Origin of the sequence: Qipengyuania sp., from assembly GCF_965277845.1 — a bacterium.
Lineage (GTDB): Bacteria > Pseudomonadota > Alphaproteobacteria > Sphingomonadales > Sphingomonadaceae > Qipengyuania.
The window spans coordinates 1,717,376-1,732,882 of the sequence record NZ_OZ255844.1 but is presented as its reverse complement, the minus strand read 5'-3'; the positions used below and the strand labels follow the sequence as shown (position 1 = coordinate 1,732,882).

Here is a 15,507-nt window from a genome sequence, read left to right as displayed (position 1 = left end):
TTTATGGGATCGGGTCACAGCCATTCGCATGATCACGGGCACGGCCATGGCCATGCCCCGGCGGACTTCGGCAACGCATTTTTGATCGGGATCGTCCTCAATACAGGCTTCGTGATCGTCGAGGCGGTCTACGGCTGGATTTCGGGTTCCATGGCGCTTATCGCCGATGCCGGTCACAACCTCTCCGATGTCCTCGCGCTGCTGTTGGCATGGGCCGCAAGCGTCGCCGCCAGACGGCCACCGTCAGAGCGGTTCACCTATGGCTACAAGAGTTCGACCATACTGGCAGCGCTCGCCAATGCCGGCCTGCTGCTGGTCGCGATTGGCGCGATCCTCTTCGAAACGCTTCATCGGATCGCCGAACCCGCCCCCGTTCAGGGCGAAACGATGGTCGTGGTCGCCGGGATCGGTATACTAGTCAACGCCGGCACCGCAGCGCTGTTCATGCGCGGCCAGCACGATATCAATATTCGCGGCGCCTTCCTGCATATGGCAGCCGATGCGCTGGTTAGCCTCGGCGTGGTCTTGGCCGGCCTCGCGATCATCTGGAGCGGCGAGCAGTGGATCGACCCTGCAGTCAGCCTGGCAATCGTGCTGGTGATCGCCTGGGGCACTTGGGGCCTGCTCAAGGACAGCGTGGCGATGAGCATGCTCGGCGTGCCCAAGGGCGTTTCCGAAGCCAGGGTGCGGGCCTATCTGGCGGGGCTGCCTGGCGTCGAGGCGGTTCACGACCTGCATATCTGGCCGATGAGCACCACCGAAACCGCGCTGACGGCGCATCTGGTGATGCCGGGCGGGCATCCCGGAGATACCTTCCTGCGGGAACTTGCCGAAGGGCTTGAGCGGCACCACCGCATCGGCCATCCCACCGTGCAGATCGAAACCAGCCGCGCGGCATGCGCAGCGGGGTGCTGATGCAACCGGCAAGCAAGCAAGCACGCGAAAAGCTCAAGGCAGCCATGGTCCGGCTGGCGGGCGGCGATCGCGACGCTCTGGAGGAGATCTACCGCGCCACCTCGGCGAAACTATTCGGCATCTGCTACCGTATCTTGGGCGACGAAAAAGAAGCCGAGGACGCATTGCAGGACGTCTATCTCACCCTCTGGCGCCGCGCCGACCGCTATGACGCGGACCGCGCGAGCCCGATATCGTGGCTGGCGACGTTCGCGCGCAACCGCGCGATCGACAGGCTGCGCACGGGCAAGGTGCGCCGCGGGGCAGTGCCCGAGGACGAGGCTGCACCGATAGCCGACGAAACGCCGCTCGCGGACACAATGATGATCGACGCAGAGCGCGAGGCGCGCGTCCACACCTGCCTCGAAACGCTCGACGAAACGCCGCGCGGCGCCATCCGCACCGCCTTTTTCGAAGGCCGGACCTATGCCGAACTTGCCGAGCGCATGGACGTCCCGCTGGGCACGATGAAAAGCTGGATCCGCCGCGGCCTCGCCAAGCTCAAGACCTGCATGGAGGCGGGCGAATGACGTCAGACGAAACCCTCGCCGCAGAATATGCGCTCGGCCTGCTCGAGGGCGAGGACTTGCTCGCCGCGCGCGCGCGCGAGGTCCGCGATCCTGCATTCGCCGAAGAGGTCGCACGCTGGCAGGAACGCCTCGCCCCGCTTGCCGATGCCATCCACCCGCGCATGCCGCGCGAGGAAGTGTGGCAGCGCATCGAGGCAGAACTGGCCAGCGACAATGGCAGCGCAGACGTCGTATCGCTCCGCCGTAGCCTGCGCCGCTGGCAATGGGCGGGCGGACTGAGCGCCGCGGCGGCGGTTGCGTTGGCCTTCCTTGCCCTGCCGCAGCTCACGGGGCCGGGCGAGCCTGCCCCTGACATCGCGACGGCACCGGACAGCGATGCCCCGCTCCTTGCAGCCAATATGCCGATCGAAGGCACGCCGCTCAGCCTCGATTTCACTTATCTGCCCGAGAAAGACAGCCTGCTGGTTGGAGCGGTCGGGCTGACTGCCGATGGCGTCCACGACCATGAAATCTGGTTCGTGCCCGAGGAAGGCGATCTCGTTTCGCTCGGCATCGTGACCCCAGGCAAGGTCGTCGCGCATACCGTGCCCGAAGACGTCGCACGTGCGCTGGAGAACGGTTCGCAGCTGGTACTTACCCGCGAGCCGATCGGCGGAAAGCCGGAAGGCGTGGATGCTGGACCGGTCGTGGCTGAGGCACGCTTCACCACTATTTGACGTTTTTTCGCAGCCGCTCTGCATCCGGCGGACAGGAGCCCTCGTAACTCGATGCACAGGCAGGACGGGGCCTTGTGCAAAGGAGAGTTACGAATGACGTTTTCCAGCAAGCTCAAAGCCGCGGCCCTCGCCTCGGCCGCCACTCTCGGGACTTTCGCGCTCGCTGCCGGTTCCCCCGCTTTGGCGCATGATCATGGCATGAAGGCCGAGAAGAGCCAGCCCAATATCGTGGAAGCCGCGATGGGCACCGGCGTGCACGAGACGCTGGTCGCCGCAGTCAAGGCCGCCGGTCTTGTCGACACGCTGGCCTCGCCCGGCCCCTTTACCATATTCGCGCCCACCGACGACGCCTTCGGCAAACTGCCGGCCGGGACGGTCGACACACTGCTGCGACCGGACAACCGCGACGCTTTGCGCAACATCCTGACCTATCACGTCGTCCCGGGCAGCGTGACCGCAGCCGATCTGGTCGGGCTGATCGATCGGCATGGCGGGGCCGTGACGATTGAAACCGTCGCGGGCGAGGAACTCACCGCATCGCGTTTCGGCGACACGATTGCAGTTACCGACGCGGCAGGGCGCACGACAGTCGTGGCGACTGCCGACGTCGAGGTGTCGAACGGTATCATCCATGTGACGGACGGCGTGTTTCTTCCGGGATAGATTGTTCCCCGCGGGTGCCGACCGGGCCACCCCATCGCGGCTCGGCACTCGTACCGTCCCCGCCCGGCGCTCACCAGAGGCCGGGCGGGGATTTCGCTTGGTCGGGAATCGAAACGCGCCGCGTGACCGATAATCACGCGGCGCGCTTGAGTGGTTATCTTGCGTTGCGGCGCAGTGTCAGGCTGCCTCTTCCTTGTCCTCGGCCTTCTTGCCGCCGTGGACCTGGATCGGCTCCTTCTTGCCGTCGACAACATCCTTGTCGATCACGATCTCGGATACGCCCTCCATGTCGGGCAGGTCGAACATCGTATCGAGCAGGATCGCCTCGACGATCGAACGCAGGCCACGGGCTCCGGTCTTGCGCTTGATGGCCTTCTCGGCGATTTCCTTCAGCGCGTCGTCGGTGAAGGTGAGCTCGACATCTTCGAGCTCGAACAATTTGTGATACTGCTTAACGATCGCGTTTTTCGGTTCCTGGAGGATAGTCACCAGCGCATCGACGTCGAGATCGTGAAGCGTGGCGATGACCGGCAGGCGGCCGACAAATTCGGGGATCAGGCCGAACTTGAGCAAGTCTTCCGGCTCACTCTTTTCAAGCAGTTCGCCCACGCGGCGCTTGTCCGGGTCGGCAACATGCGCGCCGAAGCCGATCGAGCGCTTCTGCAGGCGATCGGCGATGATCTTGTCGAGGCCGGCAAAGGCACCGCCGCAGATGAACAGGATATTGGTCGTGTCGACCTGCAGGAATTCCTGCTGCGGATGCTTGCGTCCGCCCTGCGGCGGAACGGAAGCTGTCGTGCCTTCCATCAGCTTCAAGAGCGCTTGCTGCACGCCCTCGCCCGACACGTCGCGGGTGATCGATGGGTTTTCGGCCTTGCGGGTGATCTTGTCGATCTCGTCGATATAGACGATCCCGTGCTGCGCCTTCTCGACATTGTAGTCCGACGACTGAAGCAGTTTGAGGATGATGTTCTCGACGTCCTCGCCGACATAACCCGCTTCGGTCAGCGTGGTGGCATCGGCCATGGTGAAGGGCACGTCGAATGTGCGCGCCAGCGTCTGCGCGAGCAGAGTCTTGCCCGAACCGGTCGGGCCGACGAGCAGGATGTTCGACTTGGCCAGTTCGACGTCGCCAGCCTTCGCGCCATGCTTGAGCCGCTTGTAATGGTTGTGCACCGCAACCGAGAGGACGCGCTTGGCGCGGTCCTGCCCGATGACGTAATCCGCCAGCGTGGCGCAGATTTCGGCGGGCGAGGGTACGTCGCCTTCCTTCTTGCCGGTCAGCCCCGCCTTGGTCTCCTCGCGGATGATGTCGTTGCAAAGCTCGACGCATTCATCGCAGATGAACACGGTCGGGCCCGCGATGAGCTTCCTCACCTCGTGCTGCGACTTGCCGCAGAAGCTGCAATACAGGGTCGATTTGCTGTCGGTACCGCTCAACTTGGTCATATCCTAACGTCTTTCCCGCGTCGCCGTCGGCAGATTACCGACTGTAGGGGCCACGGGGTATGGGTCAATATCCTAGATAACACGGGCTCCTTGCAACAAGCTGAAGCGGCAAGGTTGCCCAATTCCTACGACATTCTTGCAACAGTCCCGCTGGGGAACAGCTCCCAAGGCGGAACCCGGTGCGAGTTTATTCCGGCGCGCCGCCCGATCCGTCGGCCTCGCCGCCTTCGGATTCGGGACGGGTCTCGAAGACTTTGTCGACGATGCCGAACTTCATGGCCTCGTCGGCTTCGAGGAAGGTGTCGCGATCCATCGCCTTCTCGATCTCTTCCAGGTTCTGGCCGGTGTATTTCACATAGAGATCGTTCATGCGCTTCTTGATCCGCAGGATCTCGCGCGCCTGAATTTCGATGTCCGAAGCCATGCCGCGCGCACCGCCCGATGGCTGGTGGACCATTATGCGCGCGTTGGGCAATGCGATGCGCATGCCCGGTTCACCCGCCGCGAGCAGGAACGAGCCCATCGAGGCCGCCTGCCCCATGCACACGGTCGAGACGCGCGGCTTGATGTATTGCATCGTATCGTGGATCGCCATGCCGGCCGTCACCACGCCGCCAGGCGAATTGATGTACATGCTGATCGGCTTGGAGGGGTTCTCGCTCTCGAGGAAGAGTAGCTGCGCCGTGATGAGCGACGCCATGCCGTCTTCCACCTGACCGGTGACGAACACGATGCGTTCGCGCAGCAGGCGGCTGAAGATGTCGAAGCTGCGTTCGCCGCGGCTGGTCTGTTCCACGACGACCGGGACGAGCGCGCCGGTTTCGGGGTCGGTGGTGAACTGGCCCTGGGCGCCGTGGGCGTCGCTGCCGAACAGGTCGATCATGAATAGTCCTCTTGTCGGGTCAATTGGCCGCCTATGTCGCCATGCATTCCCGGATGTTCAAGGGGCTTAACCTTGGAAAGCGGAGGATATGTCGCAAGCACCCGGGATCGGACCGAATTCGCGTTCTATCGGGACCAGCACGTCGTCCGTCCCGACCCGGAATCCGTTTGTCGGATGACAAACGTCATCGGTCGAAGCAGGATTGGCGTTATCGGCTACAACCGTAAACGGAATGGCGCGAAAACAACGAAAGATATAAATAACATGAACTTACGCTCTCTTGCCTATGCCGCTTCGTGTGTGGCACTTGCTGCGGGCGCGGTAGCTCCCGCCCATGCGCAGGGCGACGAGAGTGAGTCAAGTGCAAGCCAGCTCCCCGCAGCGACCGAAGGTGCCCAGGTGTTCGAACCCGCCTACTTCGCCCAGTTCGCGCCGCGCAACGCGTTCGACATGGTCAGCCGCATTCCTGGTTTCTCGATCAGCGGCGGGAACGACCAGGGGCAGCGCGGCCTTGGCCAGGCGACGCAGAACGTGATCGTCAATGGCGAGCGGCTGTCGAGCAAATCGGAAAGCGTGCGCGACCAGCTACGTCGCATTCCCGCTGCGGACATCATTCGCGTCGAGATCCTCGACGGCAATGCCACCGGCATTCCCGGCCTCACCGGTCAGGTCGCCAATGTGGTCTATACCAGCAACGGTCCGTCGGGGCAGTTTCGCTGGACCACCGGGTTTCGTCCGCACAACACCGAGGCCCAGCTTTATGGCGGCGAAATCTCGCTCACCGGAAGCAGCGGCGCGCTCGACTACACGGTCTCGCTGACCAACAGGAACAACCGCTTCGGCGCCGATGGTCCGGTCATCATCACCGATGCCGACGGAGCTTTGATCGAATCGCAGGACACCAAGTTTTCGGGCAAGTTCGACAATCCCAAGCTCGCCACCATTTTCGCCTACGACTTTGGCGGCGGCGTTCTCGCAAACCTCAACCTCAGCTACCGCGAGGACTACTTCAAGCGCCGTGAACCCGAGATCGCGACGCCGGTCAGCGGGCCTATCCGCACCCGCGATGCGCGTCGAGAGGAAGACGGCCCCGAATACGAGATCGGCGCCGATATCCAGTTCCCCTTCGGTCCGGGCACGCTCAAGCTCATCGGCCTCGAACGGTTCGAACGCGACAATTTCGTGTCCAGCGTGGTCGACAGCTTCTCCGACGGCAGCCAGTCGAAAGGCTTCCGCTTCGAACAGGTCAATGAAGCGGGTGAGAGGATCGGACGGTTGGAGTACAATTGGAACCTGTGGGATGCCGATTGGCAACTGTCGGGCGAAGCGGCCTTCAACCGCCTCAACCGCGCCTCGAAGCTGTTCGAACTGGCTCCCGGCGGCGACTTCGTGGAGCTTGCCTTCCCGCAAGGGACGGGCGGCGTGACCGAGGATCGCTACGAAACCAGCCTCAGCTTCTCGCGCGGGCTTTCGAACACGCTTTCGGTCCAACTGATCGGGGCAATGGAGTTCTCCAAGATCGAGCAGACCGGTGCGGCCGCCAATACCCGCAGCTTCAAGCGGCCCAAGGGGTCGTTCGCGGCGACATGGAAGCCCTCGGATGATTTCGATGTCTCGGTCACCCTGGCCCGTCGCGTCAGCCAGCTATCCTTCGGCGACTTTCTCGCCAGCGTGAACCTCAACAACGAGAACGCGAATGGCGGCAACAACGAGCTCGTGCCCTACCAGAGCTGGAATGTCGAAATCGAAGCCAACAAGACGCTGGGCCCCTGGGGTTCGATCCAGTTGCAGGCGCGCCAGGCCTGGTTCGAGGATTTCATCGACTGGTTCCCCCTCGCCAGCGGCGGCGAAGCACGCGGCAATATCGGCGATGCCGACCGTCTTCACCTGCAAGCCAATGCCACGATCAATCTCGACCCGATCGGGTTCAGAGGCGCCCGACTCGACATCGAAGCGGTCAAACGCTGGATGAGCGTGACCGACCCCTTTACCGGTCTCGACCGACCATTCTCCTTCGATCAGGAGGGCAGCTTCGAAATCGACTTCCGGCACGATATTCCGTCGACCGACTGGGCGTGGGGCGGCAGCCTCGAGCACTTCGACAACGCCCCCTACTCGCGCCGATTCGAGGAAGGCCGCGATTGGGAGGGGCCGGTGTGGGGATCGCTGTTTGTCGAGCACAAGGACGTGTTCGGTTTCACCATTCAGGCGCGCGCGAACAACCTGCTCGGCGCACGAAGTTTCTTCCGTCGCACCGTCTTCGACGGACCGCGTCCCGACAGCGACATCCTGTTCCAGGAATACCAGGATCGCCGCATCGGCCCGATCTTCCGGCTCACAATCAGCGGAGATTTCTAGCTAACGCCTTTGTTTTCGAACCGTCCGATGGCAGAACCTTGTGCATGCGCATGACATTGCCCTTGGCTGCTTCGCTCTGCTTCCTCACAACTCCGCTCGCAGCGCAGGGGGAAGAGAGCCCGACCGTCGCAATCGAGGCTCCCGAAGCGGAGCTCCCGGACGGCCTGGAACCCCCAACCAACGCGGCCGAAAAGGCTGCAGTCGCCCAAGTCTACCGGATCGCCCGCTACGATGGGGGCCCCGATGGCCTGAATGCCGTAATAGCGCTCGCGCCCGATATTACAGCGCAGATCCGTGCAGCACGCAGCCGGCACACGACCTTGGGAGGCCGCACGGTGTTGGTGAAAGACAACATCGAAACCCGCGAGCTACCGACCACAGCGGGCAGCCTCGCCCTTGCAAACAACTGGACCCGCCGCGACGCACCGCTGATCTCCAACCTTCGCCGCGCGGGCGGTGTCGTGCTGGGCAAGGCCAATCTTTCCGAATGGGCGAATATTCGTGATGAGAATTCAACCAGCGGATGGAGCGCGGTGGGAGGGCTGACCCGCAATCCGCACGCCATTGATCGAAACACCTGTGGCTCGTCCTCGGGAAGCGGTGCGGCTGTTGCTGCGGGCTTCGCCTGGGCCGCAATCGGGACGGAGACCGACGGCTCCATCACGTGCCCGGCCAGCATCAACGGCGTGGTCGGGTTCAAGCCGACTGTCGGCATGATCAGCCGCACGCATGTCGTACCGATCAGCCATTCGCAGGACACCGCAGGGCCGATGACGCGCAATGTCTTCGATGCCGCCTTGCTGCTTGGCGCGATCGCGGGAAGCGACCCGGCCGACCCTGCGACGGCGGAAGCGGATGCCCGCATGATCGACTTCACTGCAGGGCTAGAAGGTGCGACAATGAAAGGCGTTCGCATCGGCGTGCTCGTTAATCAAATCGGTAATCGCAAAGATGTCCGCAAGGTGTTCGACGCCGCGCTGGCCGACATGCAGCGAGCCGGAGCCGAGCTCGTGGAGATCGAATATGACGTGCCCGGCGAGATGTTCGGGGCTGAATTCACGGTGCTGCTTTACGAACTGCGCACAGACATGGCGGCTTATCTTGCGTCCTTGCCAGGCGAGGACATGCCGCGCGACCTCGCTGATCTGATCGCCTTCAATCTCGAGAACGCGCGCAACGAATTGCGCTGGTTCGGCCAATCGATTTTCGAACAAGCGCTCGAAGCGACGGATGAAGCCGCATACCGCGAAGCGCGAGCCATATCGCTGCGCCTGGCAGGGGAAGAGGGAATCGACCGGTTGATGCGCGAGCACAATGTTGATGTCCTCGTCGCCCCGACACGCGGTCCAGCCTGGACAAGCGACCTCGTCAATGGCGACAACTTCAACGGCAACATCGGTGCCGGATCGCTCGCGGCAATCGCCGGCTACCCGCATCTCACCGTTCCGATGGGCGCGGTCGAACGGCTACCAATCGGCATCAGTTTCATGGGTGGCGCCTGGCAGGATGCACGTGTTCTCGCAATAGGCGCGGCCTATGAGCGGGCGCGAACCACCGCGCTTCCCCAGCCTTCTTTCGAACGCTGGGAACCCGAGCCGCTACCCTTGGACTGATTTCCTGTGGAATTCGACCCGCGGATACTTCTGTTCGTCATCTTCGGCATCGGACTGACACTCGCCGTCACGCTCGAACGCTGGCTCGCGCGGTATTGGCTGTCGCTGCCGATCCTCTATGTCGCGGCTGGTTTCGTCACCTGGTCGTTGCCGCTGGGCCTGCCGCATTTCAATCCGACCGTGGACGGTTTCGATGCGATCACGCTCGAATATGCTACCGAGTTCATCGTCATCGCCTCGCTGATGGCCGCAGGCATCGCGATCGACCGGCCGGTGAGCTGGGCCAACTGGCGCCAGATCTGGCCGCTGCTGGTCGTCGCCATGCCGCTGACGATCACCGCGGTGGCGCTGCTCGGCTGGTGGGCGCTGGGGCTGGCTCCGGCGAGCGCGATTCTGCTGGGTGCGGCACTCGCTCCGACCGATCCGGTGCTTGCGCGCAGTGTGCAGGTCGGTCCCCCGGGGGAAGACCAGCGGCATGATGTGCGCTTCAGCCTGACGGTCGAGGCCGGGCTCAATGACGGGCTGGCCTTTCCCTTTACCTACCTTGCGATTGCCGCTGTGGGCATGACCGCCCTGGGTGGCTGGACGCTGGAATGGGCTGCCATGGACCTCGGCTGGCGGATCGTCGCGGGTTGCGCGGTTGGCTGGGCAGTGGGCAGGATCGGCGCATGGTACGTCTTCGAACGCGTTGCCGACCCGCCCATGAAGGATGACGGCGAGGCGAGCGAAGATCAGGGTCAACCGATCTATTCGACCAGTGAGGGCCTGATCGTGCTCGGCACGCTGCTTCTCGCCTATGGGCTGGCCGAACTCGTCGAAGGCTACGGGTTTCTGGCGGTATTTGTCGGTGCGGTAACCGCTCGCCAGCGCGAAAACCGCAGTCGTTATCACAAGATCAGCCATCATTTCATCGACCAGATCGAGCAAATCGTGCTCGTCGCGGTGCTATTCGGCTTTGGGGCGATGCTGGCGAGCGGCGTACTCGCAGCGCTTACCTGGCCTGCCGCTTTGGTCGGTTTGGCGCTGGTTTTCGTGATTCGGCCGATTTCGGGATTGCTTGCGGAGTTGAACTGCGACCTGCCGATGGTCGGCAAGCTGGCGGTTGCCTTCCTCGGCGTGCGCGGAATGGGGTCGATCTACTATCTCGCCTATGGCCAGAACCATGCGGATTTCGCGCAGATCGACCTGCTATGGGCGACCGTCAGCTTCGCGATCCTCGTGTCGATCCTGGTCCATGGCGTGGTGTCCGGCCCCTTCATCCGCCATGTCGAAGACCGCCGCGCGCATGTCCATGCCGGGCAGGATACGAGCATGGCCTCGCTCTCTCCCGACGGCCCTGAGCTCGAGGTGGAACGGCCCGCCAAGCCCGAATAGCCCTGCCCCAACGACAAGGGGCGGCCGACCGCAGTCCGCCGCCCCTCGCGCGTCCTAATCGATAGGATTCACTTCTTGGCGTCGGCCTTCTTGGCCGCTGGCTTCTTGGCAGGAGCCTTTTTCGCAGCAGGCTTCTTGGCCGGAGCCTTGGCGTCGGCCTTTTTAGCCGCCGGTTTCTTGGCGGCAGCCTTCTTGGCCGGGGCCTTCTTCGCGGCCGGCTTGTCGTCCGCCTTCTTCGAATCCGCCTTCTTCTTCGCCGGAGCTTTCTTGGCAGGCGCCTTCTTCTTCGGCTTCTCGTCCGTGCTTTCTTCCGCCTCGATCGCGGCTTCGAGTTCCTCGCGCGTCACTTCGCGGTCGGTGATTTCGGCCTTGTCGAAGAGGAAGTCGACGACCTTGTCTTCATAGAGCGGCGCGCGCAGCTGTGCGGCGGCCATCGGTTCCGACTGGACGTACTGGACGAACCGTTCGCGGTCTTCGGCGCGATATTGCTGGGCCGCCTGCTGGATGAGCATGTTCATCTCGTTGGCATTGACCTCGACGCCGTTCTTCTGGCCGATCTCCGACAGCAGCAGGCCGAGGCGGACGCGACGTTCGGCGATCTTGCGATAGTCGTCCTTCTCGTCTTCCATTTCCTTGAGCATGGCTTCGGCATCGTCGGACTGCGCGGCTTCCTGCTGCAGCTGCGCCCAGATCTGGTCGAATTCGGCATCGACCATGCCCTGCGGGACGGCAAAGTCGTGACCGGCGGCGAGCGTGTCGAGCAGCTGGCGCTTCATCTGCGTGCGGGTGAGACCCGAGGTCTCCTGCTCTAGCTGTCCGCGCAGCAGTTCCTTGAGCTTGTCGAGACTGTCGAGGCCGAGGTTCTTGGCGAACTCGTCGTCGATTTCGGTCTCGGACGGGACCTTCACCTGCTGAACGGTGACATCGAATTCGGCTTCCTTGCCCTTGAGGTTTTCGGCCGGATAATCCTCGGGGAAGGTGACCGTGATGGTCTTCGTGTCGCCAGTCTTCGCGCCGGTGAGCTGTTCCTCGAAGCCGGGAATGAACTGGCCCGAGCCGATTACCAGCGGGGTGTTCTCGGCCTTCCCACCTTCGAACTCGGTGCCGTCGACGCGGCCGACGAAATCGATGATCAGCTGGTCGCCATCGGCCGCTTTCTTCGTCTTCGCGGCGTCCTTGTAGCTCTTGTTGTTCGACGCGATACGCTCGACCGCTTCGGCGACCTGCTCGTCGGTGACCGGAACGGTCAGCCGCTCGAGCTCGAGGCCATCGGTATCGGGCGCTTCGATGTCCGGCAGCACTTCGACTTCGACGGTGAGCGAGGCATCCTTGCCTTCCTCATAGCCTTCGTCGAGCTCGACCTTGGGCTGCATCGCGGGGCGCAGCTTGTTTTCCGCCATCACCTTGTCGACCGATTCGCGGATCATGTCGTTGACCGTCTGCGCGTGCAGCTGCTCGCCATGCATCTTGCGCACGAGATTGGCGGGCACCTTGCCCGGGCGGAAGCCGGGCATCTTCACCTGCGGGGCGATCTTCTTGACTTCGCTGTTGACGCGCTCGTCGATTTCCTTGGCCGGAATCGTGACGGTATAGGCGCGCTTGAGGCCCTCGTTGGCGGTCTCTTTGATTTGCATGGGTTGAAACTCGTGACTTTCCAAATGCGACATGTGCGATGGGGTATCGCGCTGCGGCGGCACTGGTGCGGGCGAAGGGACTCGAACCCCCACATCTTTCGATACTGGTACCTAAAACCAGCGCGTCTACCAGTTCCGCCACGCCCGCAAACCCGAACGAAGCTGCGCGAAAGGCGCCAAGGTTCTCACCCGACCCTCCGCGTGTAGGCGCGTGCCTCTAGTAGAGAGCGAGGCATTGCGCAAGCGCGGCGGGTGCACCTCTCGTCCAATTGCTCTTGCGAGGCGCCGCGCCGCGGATTAGGGGCGCGCGCCATGAGCGACGAAACGAAGAGCCAGACCCCGCCCGACCGCCTTTCGGTCAATCCGAAGAGCGAGCATTTCCAGATGGAGGTACTCCAGCGCGGCGTGGGCATCCGCTTCAAGGGAAGGCAACGCACCGACATCGAGGAATATTCTATTTCCGAAGGCTGGGTGCGCGTTCAGGCTGGCAAGACCGTCGATCGCCACGGGAATCCGCTGACGCTCAAGCTCAGCGGCCCGGTCGAGGCCTGGTTCGAGGACCTGGGCGACGATCCGCCCGTCGCCAAGGCGGAATGATTACTCGGCGTAGGCAGCAAAGGCGCTGAGGAAGCGCTTCGATGTCTGCTTGCGGGCGGGAGCCATGGCGTATTGCGTGCGCGACTGCGCATTCCGATCCGAATAGATGAAGCCTTCGACCGGCCAGGCGGTGGTGCCGACCTTGCCCAGGGGAGCATACCAGACCCGCACCTCGCTCCAATCGTTTGCCTGAGACACGTCGATCGCCAGCACGTCCTTCTCGACCTGCCCGCGGCGCCCGTTGATCGGCGACCAATTGGCGTGGTCGAGCAGCACGCGGCGCGAATCGAGCACCCGGCTGACCGCGGCGACATGGCCTAGTTGCATGCTCCGATGCGGACGGAAGGCCATCACTGCGCCGGGACGCGGCGTGGTACCGGTAGCATAGCGCCCCTGGGCCTGTTCCCACCACGTATGCGCATCGCCGTAGATCTGGATTCCCGATACCTCGCGGGCATAGGGTACACATTGCAGGTAGGCTTCCAGCTCCGCTTTCCGATCGGCAAAACCATCGAAGTCTTCTGCCTGGGCGGGTGAGGTGCAGGCGAGCAGGGCGAAAGCGGCAAGATTCTTCCTCATGGCGGCACGATTATGCCGCTTGTCCTTGCCGCGAGCCTGCGGGTTACGGTTAATGCGAATTAACCCTGATGGCGCTGCCGCTTGCAAAGCGGCTCGCAAAGCGCCACTTGCCGCGCCATCATGGTGCCCTCCTCCTCCAAACCCACGGTAATCATCATCGGCCGACCGAACGTCGGAAAGTCGACGCTATTCAATCGTCTCGTGGGCAAGCGCCTGGCTTTGGTCGACGACCAGCCCGGTGTCACGCGCGACCGCCGCTTCGGCGATGCCGAGATTGCCGGGCTCGAATTTCAGATCGTCGATACCGCGGGCTGGGAAGACGAGGATGCCCAATCCCTCCCGGGGCGCATGCGCAGGCAGACCGAAGTCAGCCTGGAAGACGCGGACGCCGCGCTATTCGTATTCGATTCGCGCGTTGGCCTGACCCCCCTCGACGAGGAAATCGCGCGTTGGTTGCGCGAACAGGAAGTCCCGGTCGTTCTCGTCGCCAACAAGGCCGAGGGCACGCAGGGCGATGCCGGCATACTCGAAAGCTTCTCGCTCGGTTTCGGAGAACCGGCTGCCATTAGCGCCGAACATGGCGAAGGCATCGCCGACCTCTTCCACAATCTGTGGCCGATCATCGGCGCCAAGGCGGAAGCCGCCGAGATCGAGGCCGACATCGACGAGGAGGACGAGGAAGCACTGTTGGCAGGCCCGCTTAAGCTCGCCATCGTCGGCCGGCCCAATGCCGGCAAGTCGACGCTGATCAACCGCCTGGTGGGCGAGGACCGTCTGCTTACGGGACCGGAAGCCGGGATCACGCGCGACTCGATCGCGGTCGACTGGGAATGGAGAGATCCCAAGAGCGGTGAGACGCGCGAGATCAGGCTCATCGACACCGCCGGCATGCGCAAGAAGGCTCAGGTCACCGACAAGCTGGAACGTCTATCGGTCGCCGATGCGCGGCGCGCGGTCGACTTTGCAGAGGTCGTCGTGCTGTTGCTCGATGCGACGCGCGGGCTCGAATCGCAGGATCTCAAGATCGCCAATATGGTGCTCGAAGAAGGCCGTGCGTTGATGATCGCGATCAACAAATGGGACGTCGCCGAAGGAGCAAGCGCCTTGTTCAACGGCATCCGCAATGCGTTGAACGAAGGTCTCGCGCAGGTCCGCGGCGTGCCGCTGTTCGCGGTCAGTGCCAAAACCGGCAAAGGCCTCGACCAGATGCTCGGCGCCGCCTTCGAGCTGCGCGAGGCATGGAGCCGCCGCGTGCCCACCGCCGCGCTCAATCGGTGGTTCGACGATGCGCTAGAGGCCAATCCGCCGCCCGCTCCCGGTGGCCGTCGGATCAAGCTGCGGTATATCACGCAGGCCAGCATCCGCCCGCCGCGTTTCGTGGTTTTCGGCACGCGGCTCGATATGCTGCCCAAGAGTTACGAGCGCTATCTGGTCAACGGTATTCGCGACAAGCTGGGCTTTGAAGCGGTGCCCGTTCGCGTGGTGCTCAAGAGCCCGAAAAACCCCTACAATGCCAATAAGGGCGGTGGCGGCAATTACAGCGGGGAACGGTGATGCTGCTCGATATCCTGGCCCCTCTTCCCGGGATCGAGATCATCGAACGCACCAGCTCGACCCTGCGCGTTCAACAGGTCGTCCAGCTCAGCCTTGCTCCAGCCTTCCTGCTCGCGGGCATCGGTGCCGTCATGAACGTAATGACCAATCGGTTGATCTGGGTGGCCAACAAGATCGAACGCATCCTCAATGCCGGCGAGGAGGGCGACGTCGATGCACTGCGCGCCGAACTGCCGGCACTCGAAATGCGCCGCATCCACGCTCAGCGGGCGGTAATGTTCAGCACCGCCTCGGCGCTGGCCATCAGCGTGGTGATCGTCCTGCTGTTCGTCAGTGCCTTCGTGACCACGCCGCTCGGGACGCTGGTCGCCGCGACCTGGGTGATCAGCATGGGCTTGCTGGTGGCTGGCCTTGGATCATTCCTGAGGGAAACGCGCACCGCCGCCCGACGCAATCGCGAGCGCATGCGCGAACGCCGCAATGCGGCGAATTCCCAGGGCGACTAGCCCAACAGCGACACATGAAGTCATTTGCGCGACGAGTGACACGATCGTGTCGGCTGCGGTTCATCTAACTCTGCCATAAGCCGCTCTCGGGGCAAGG

14 protein-coding genes and 1 tRNA gene are annotated in these 15,507 nt (G+C 63.2%); 10 read left to right on the top strand and 5 right to left on the bottom strand.

Annotated features, from left to right (window positions below; genetic code table 11):
- Positions 1–3: 3 nt before the first annotated feature.
- The 4 genes from ACQY4G_RS08425 (at position 4) to ACQY4G_RS08410 (ending at position 2,863) form a co-directional block, all read left to right on the top strand.
- Complete coding sequence (locus ACQY4G_RS08425) at positions 4–915, top strand: cation diffusion facilitator family transporter (protein WP_421990213.1); 912 nt, start codon at positions 4–6, stop codon at positions 913–915.
- Complete coding sequence (locus tag ACQY4G_RS08420; RefSeq protein WP_421990211.1) at positions 915–1,484, top strand: sigma-70 family RNA polymerase sigma factor; 570 nt, start codon at positions 915–917, stop codon at positions 1,482–1,484. Before ACQY4G_RS08425 ends, ACQY4G_RS08420 begins: the two co-directional genes overlap by 1 nt.
- Positions 1,481–2,200, top strand: coding sequence for an anti-sigma factor (locus tag ACQY4G_RS08415; RefSeq protein WP_421990209.1), 720 nt, complete (start codon positions 1,481–1,483; stop codon positions 2,198–2,200). Before ACQY4G_RS08420 ends, ACQY4G_RS08415 begins: the two co-directional genes overlap by 4 nt.
- 93 nt (positions 2,201–2,293) lie before the next feature.
- On the top strand, positions 2,294–2,863 hold the full coding sequence (locus ACQY4G_RS08410) for a fasciclin domain-containing protein (RefSeq protein WP_421990207.1): 570 nt from the start codon (positions 2,294–2,296) through the stop codon (positions 2,861–2,863).
- A gap of 177 nt (positions 2,864–3,040) precedes the next feature.
- On the opposite strand, the gene clpX is transcribed toward ACQY4G_RS08410, so the two are convergent.
- Positions 3,041–4,312, bottom strand: a complete 1,272-nt coding sequence (gene clpX, locus ACQY4G_RS08405) for an ATP-dependent Clp protease ATP-binding subunit ClpX (protein WP_067696735.1) — start codon at positions 4,310–4,312, stop codon at positions 3,041–3,043.
- A gap of 187 nt (positions 4,313–4,499) precedes the next feature.
- Positions 4,500–5,195: an ATP-dependent Clp protease proteolytic subunit gene (locus ACQY4G_RS08400; RefSeq protein ID WP_067696732.1), complete on the bottom strand. Its 696-nt coding sequence runs from the start codon at positions 5,193–5,195 to the stop codon at positions 4,500–4,502.
- 300 nt (positions 5,196–5,495) lie between these two features.
- Here ACQY4G_RS08400 and ACQY4G_RS08395 point away from each other — a divergent pair, with 300 nt between their 5' ends.
- The 3 genes from ACQY4G_RS08395 to ACQY4G_RS08385 are packed head-to-tail and all read left to right on the top strand — an operon-like array spanning position 5,496 to position 10,540.
- Positions 5,496–7,553 carry a TonB-dependent receptor plug domain-containing protein gene (locus ACQY4G_RS08395; RefSeq protein ID WP_421990205.1) on the top strand — a complete coding sequence of 686 codons (2,058 nt, stop codon included), beginning with the start codon at positions 5,496–5,498 and terminating at the stop codon, positions 7,551–7,553.
- A 44-nt stretch (positions 7,554–7,597) separates the two neighbouring features.
- Positions 7,598–9,166, top strand: a complete 1,569-nt coding sequence (locus tag ACQY4G_RS08390) for an amidase (protein ID WP_421990203.1) — start codon at positions 7,598–7,600, stop codon at positions 9,164–9,166.
- 6 nt (positions 9,167–9,172) lie between these two features.
- Positions 9,173–10,540 carry a cation:proton antiporter gene (locus tag ACQY4G_RS08385; RefSeq protein WP_421990201.1) on the top strand — a complete coding sequence of 456 codons (1,368 nt, stop codon included), beginning with the start codon at positions 9,173–9,175 and terminating at the stop codon, positions 10,538–10,540.
- Between the two features lie 68 nt (positions 10,541–10,608).
- Here the strand turns inward: ACQY4G_RS08385 and tig are convergent, their stop codons facing one another.
- Together tig and ACQY4G_RS08375 are read right to left on the bottom strand one after the other, a co-directional pair.
- The gene (gene tig, locus ACQY4G_RS08380; protein ID WP_421990199.1) at positions 10,609–12,174 is read right to left on the bottom strand and encodes a trigger factor; all 1,566 of its coding nucleotides are present in this window, start codon (positions 12,172–12,174) and stop codon (positions 10,609–10,611) included.
- 63 nt (positions 12,175–12,237) lie between these two features.
- Positions 12,238–12,322, bottom strand: a tRNA-Leu gene (locus tag ACQY4G_RS08375).
- Between the two features lie 164 nt (positions 12,323–12,486).
- On the opposite strand from ACQY4G_RS08375, the gene ACQY4G_RS08370 reads away from it, so the two are divergent.
- Positions 12,487–12,771: a DUF3297 family protein gene (locus ACQY4G_RS08370; RefSeq protein WP_067696721.1), complete on the top strand. Its 285-nt coding sequence runs from the start codon at positions 12,487–12,489 to the stop codon at positions 12,769–12,771.
- On the opposite strand, the gene ACQY4G_RS08365 is transcribed toward ACQY4G_RS08370, so the two are convergent.
- Positions 12,772–13,350, bottom strand: coding sequence for a CHAP domain-containing protein (locus ACQY4G_RS08365; RefSeq protein ID WP_421990197.1), 579 nt, complete (start codon positions 13,348–13,350; stop codon positions 12,772–12,774).
- Positions 13,351–13,470: 120 nt separating this feature from the next.
- Here ACQY4G_RS08365 and der point away from each other — a divergent pair, with 120 nt between their 5' ends.
- Together der and ACQY4G_RS08355 are read left to right on the top strand one after the other, a co-directional pair.
- Positions 13,471–14,904 carry a ribosome biogenesis GTPase Der gene (gene der, locus ACQY4G_RS08360; RefSeq protein ID WP_067696718.1) on the top strand — a complete coding sequence of 478 codons (1,434 nt, stop codon included), beginning with the start codon at positions 13,471–13,473 and terminating at the stop codon, positions 14,902–14,904.
- Positions 14,904–15,410: a DUF2721 domain-containing protein gene (locus tag ACQY4G_RS08355; RefSeq protein WP_067696715.1), complete on the top strand. Its 507-nt coding sequence runs from the start codon at positions 14,904–14,906 to the stop codon at positions 15,408–15,410. Before der ends, ACQY4G_RS08355 begins: the two co-directional genes overlap by 1 nt.
- Positions 15,411–15,507: the final 97 nt, after the last annotated feature.

Coding starts and splice junctions, on each gene's coding strand:
- ACQY4G_RS08425 (WP_421990213.1), top strand. CDS start 4: ATGGGATCGGGTCACAGCCATTCGCATGATCACGGGCACGGCCATGGC.
- ACQY4G_RS08420 (WP_421990211.1), top strand. CDS start 915: ATGCAACCGGCAAGCAAGCAAGCACGCGAAAAGCTCAAGGCAGCCATG.
- ACQY4G_RS08415 (WP_421990209.1), top strand. CDS start 1,481: ATGACGTCAGACGAAACCCTCGCCGCAGAATATGCGCTCGGCCTGCTC.
- ACQY4G_RS08410 (WP_421990207.1), top strand. CDS start 2,294: ATGACGTTTTCCAGCAAGCTCAAAGCCGCGGCCCTCGCCTCGGCCGCC.
- clpX (WP_067696735.1), bottom strand. CDS start 4,312: ATGACCAAGTTGAGCGGTACCGACAGCAAATCGACCCTGTATTGCAGC.
- ACQY4G_RS08400 (WP_067696732.1), bottom strand. CDS start 5,195: ATGATCGACCTGTTCGGCAGCGACGCCCACGGCGCCCAGGGCCAGTTC.
- ACQY4G_RS08390 (WP_421990203.1), top strand. CDS start 7,598: ATGCGCATGACATTGCCCTTGGCTGCTTCGCTCTGCTTCCTCACAACT.
- tig (WP_421990199.1), bottom strand. CDS start 12,174: ATGCAAATCAAAGAGACCGCCAACGAGGGCCTCAAGCGCGCCTATACC.
- ACQY4G_RS08370 (WP_067696721.1), top strand. CDS start 12,487: ATGAGCGACGAAACGAAGAGCCAGACCCCGCCCGACCGCCTTTCGGTC.
- ACQY4G_RS08365 (WP_421990197.1), bottom strand. CDS start 13,350: ATGAGGAAGAATCTTGCCGCTTTCGCCCTGCTCGCCTGCACCTCACCC.
- der (WP_067696718.1), top strand. CDS start 13,471: ATGGTGCCCTCCTCCTCCAAACCCACGGTAATCATCATCGGCCGACCG.
- ACQY4G_RS08355 (WP_067696715.1), top strand. CDS start 14,904: ATGCTGCTCGATATCCTGGCCCCTCTTCCCGGGATCGAGATCATCGAA.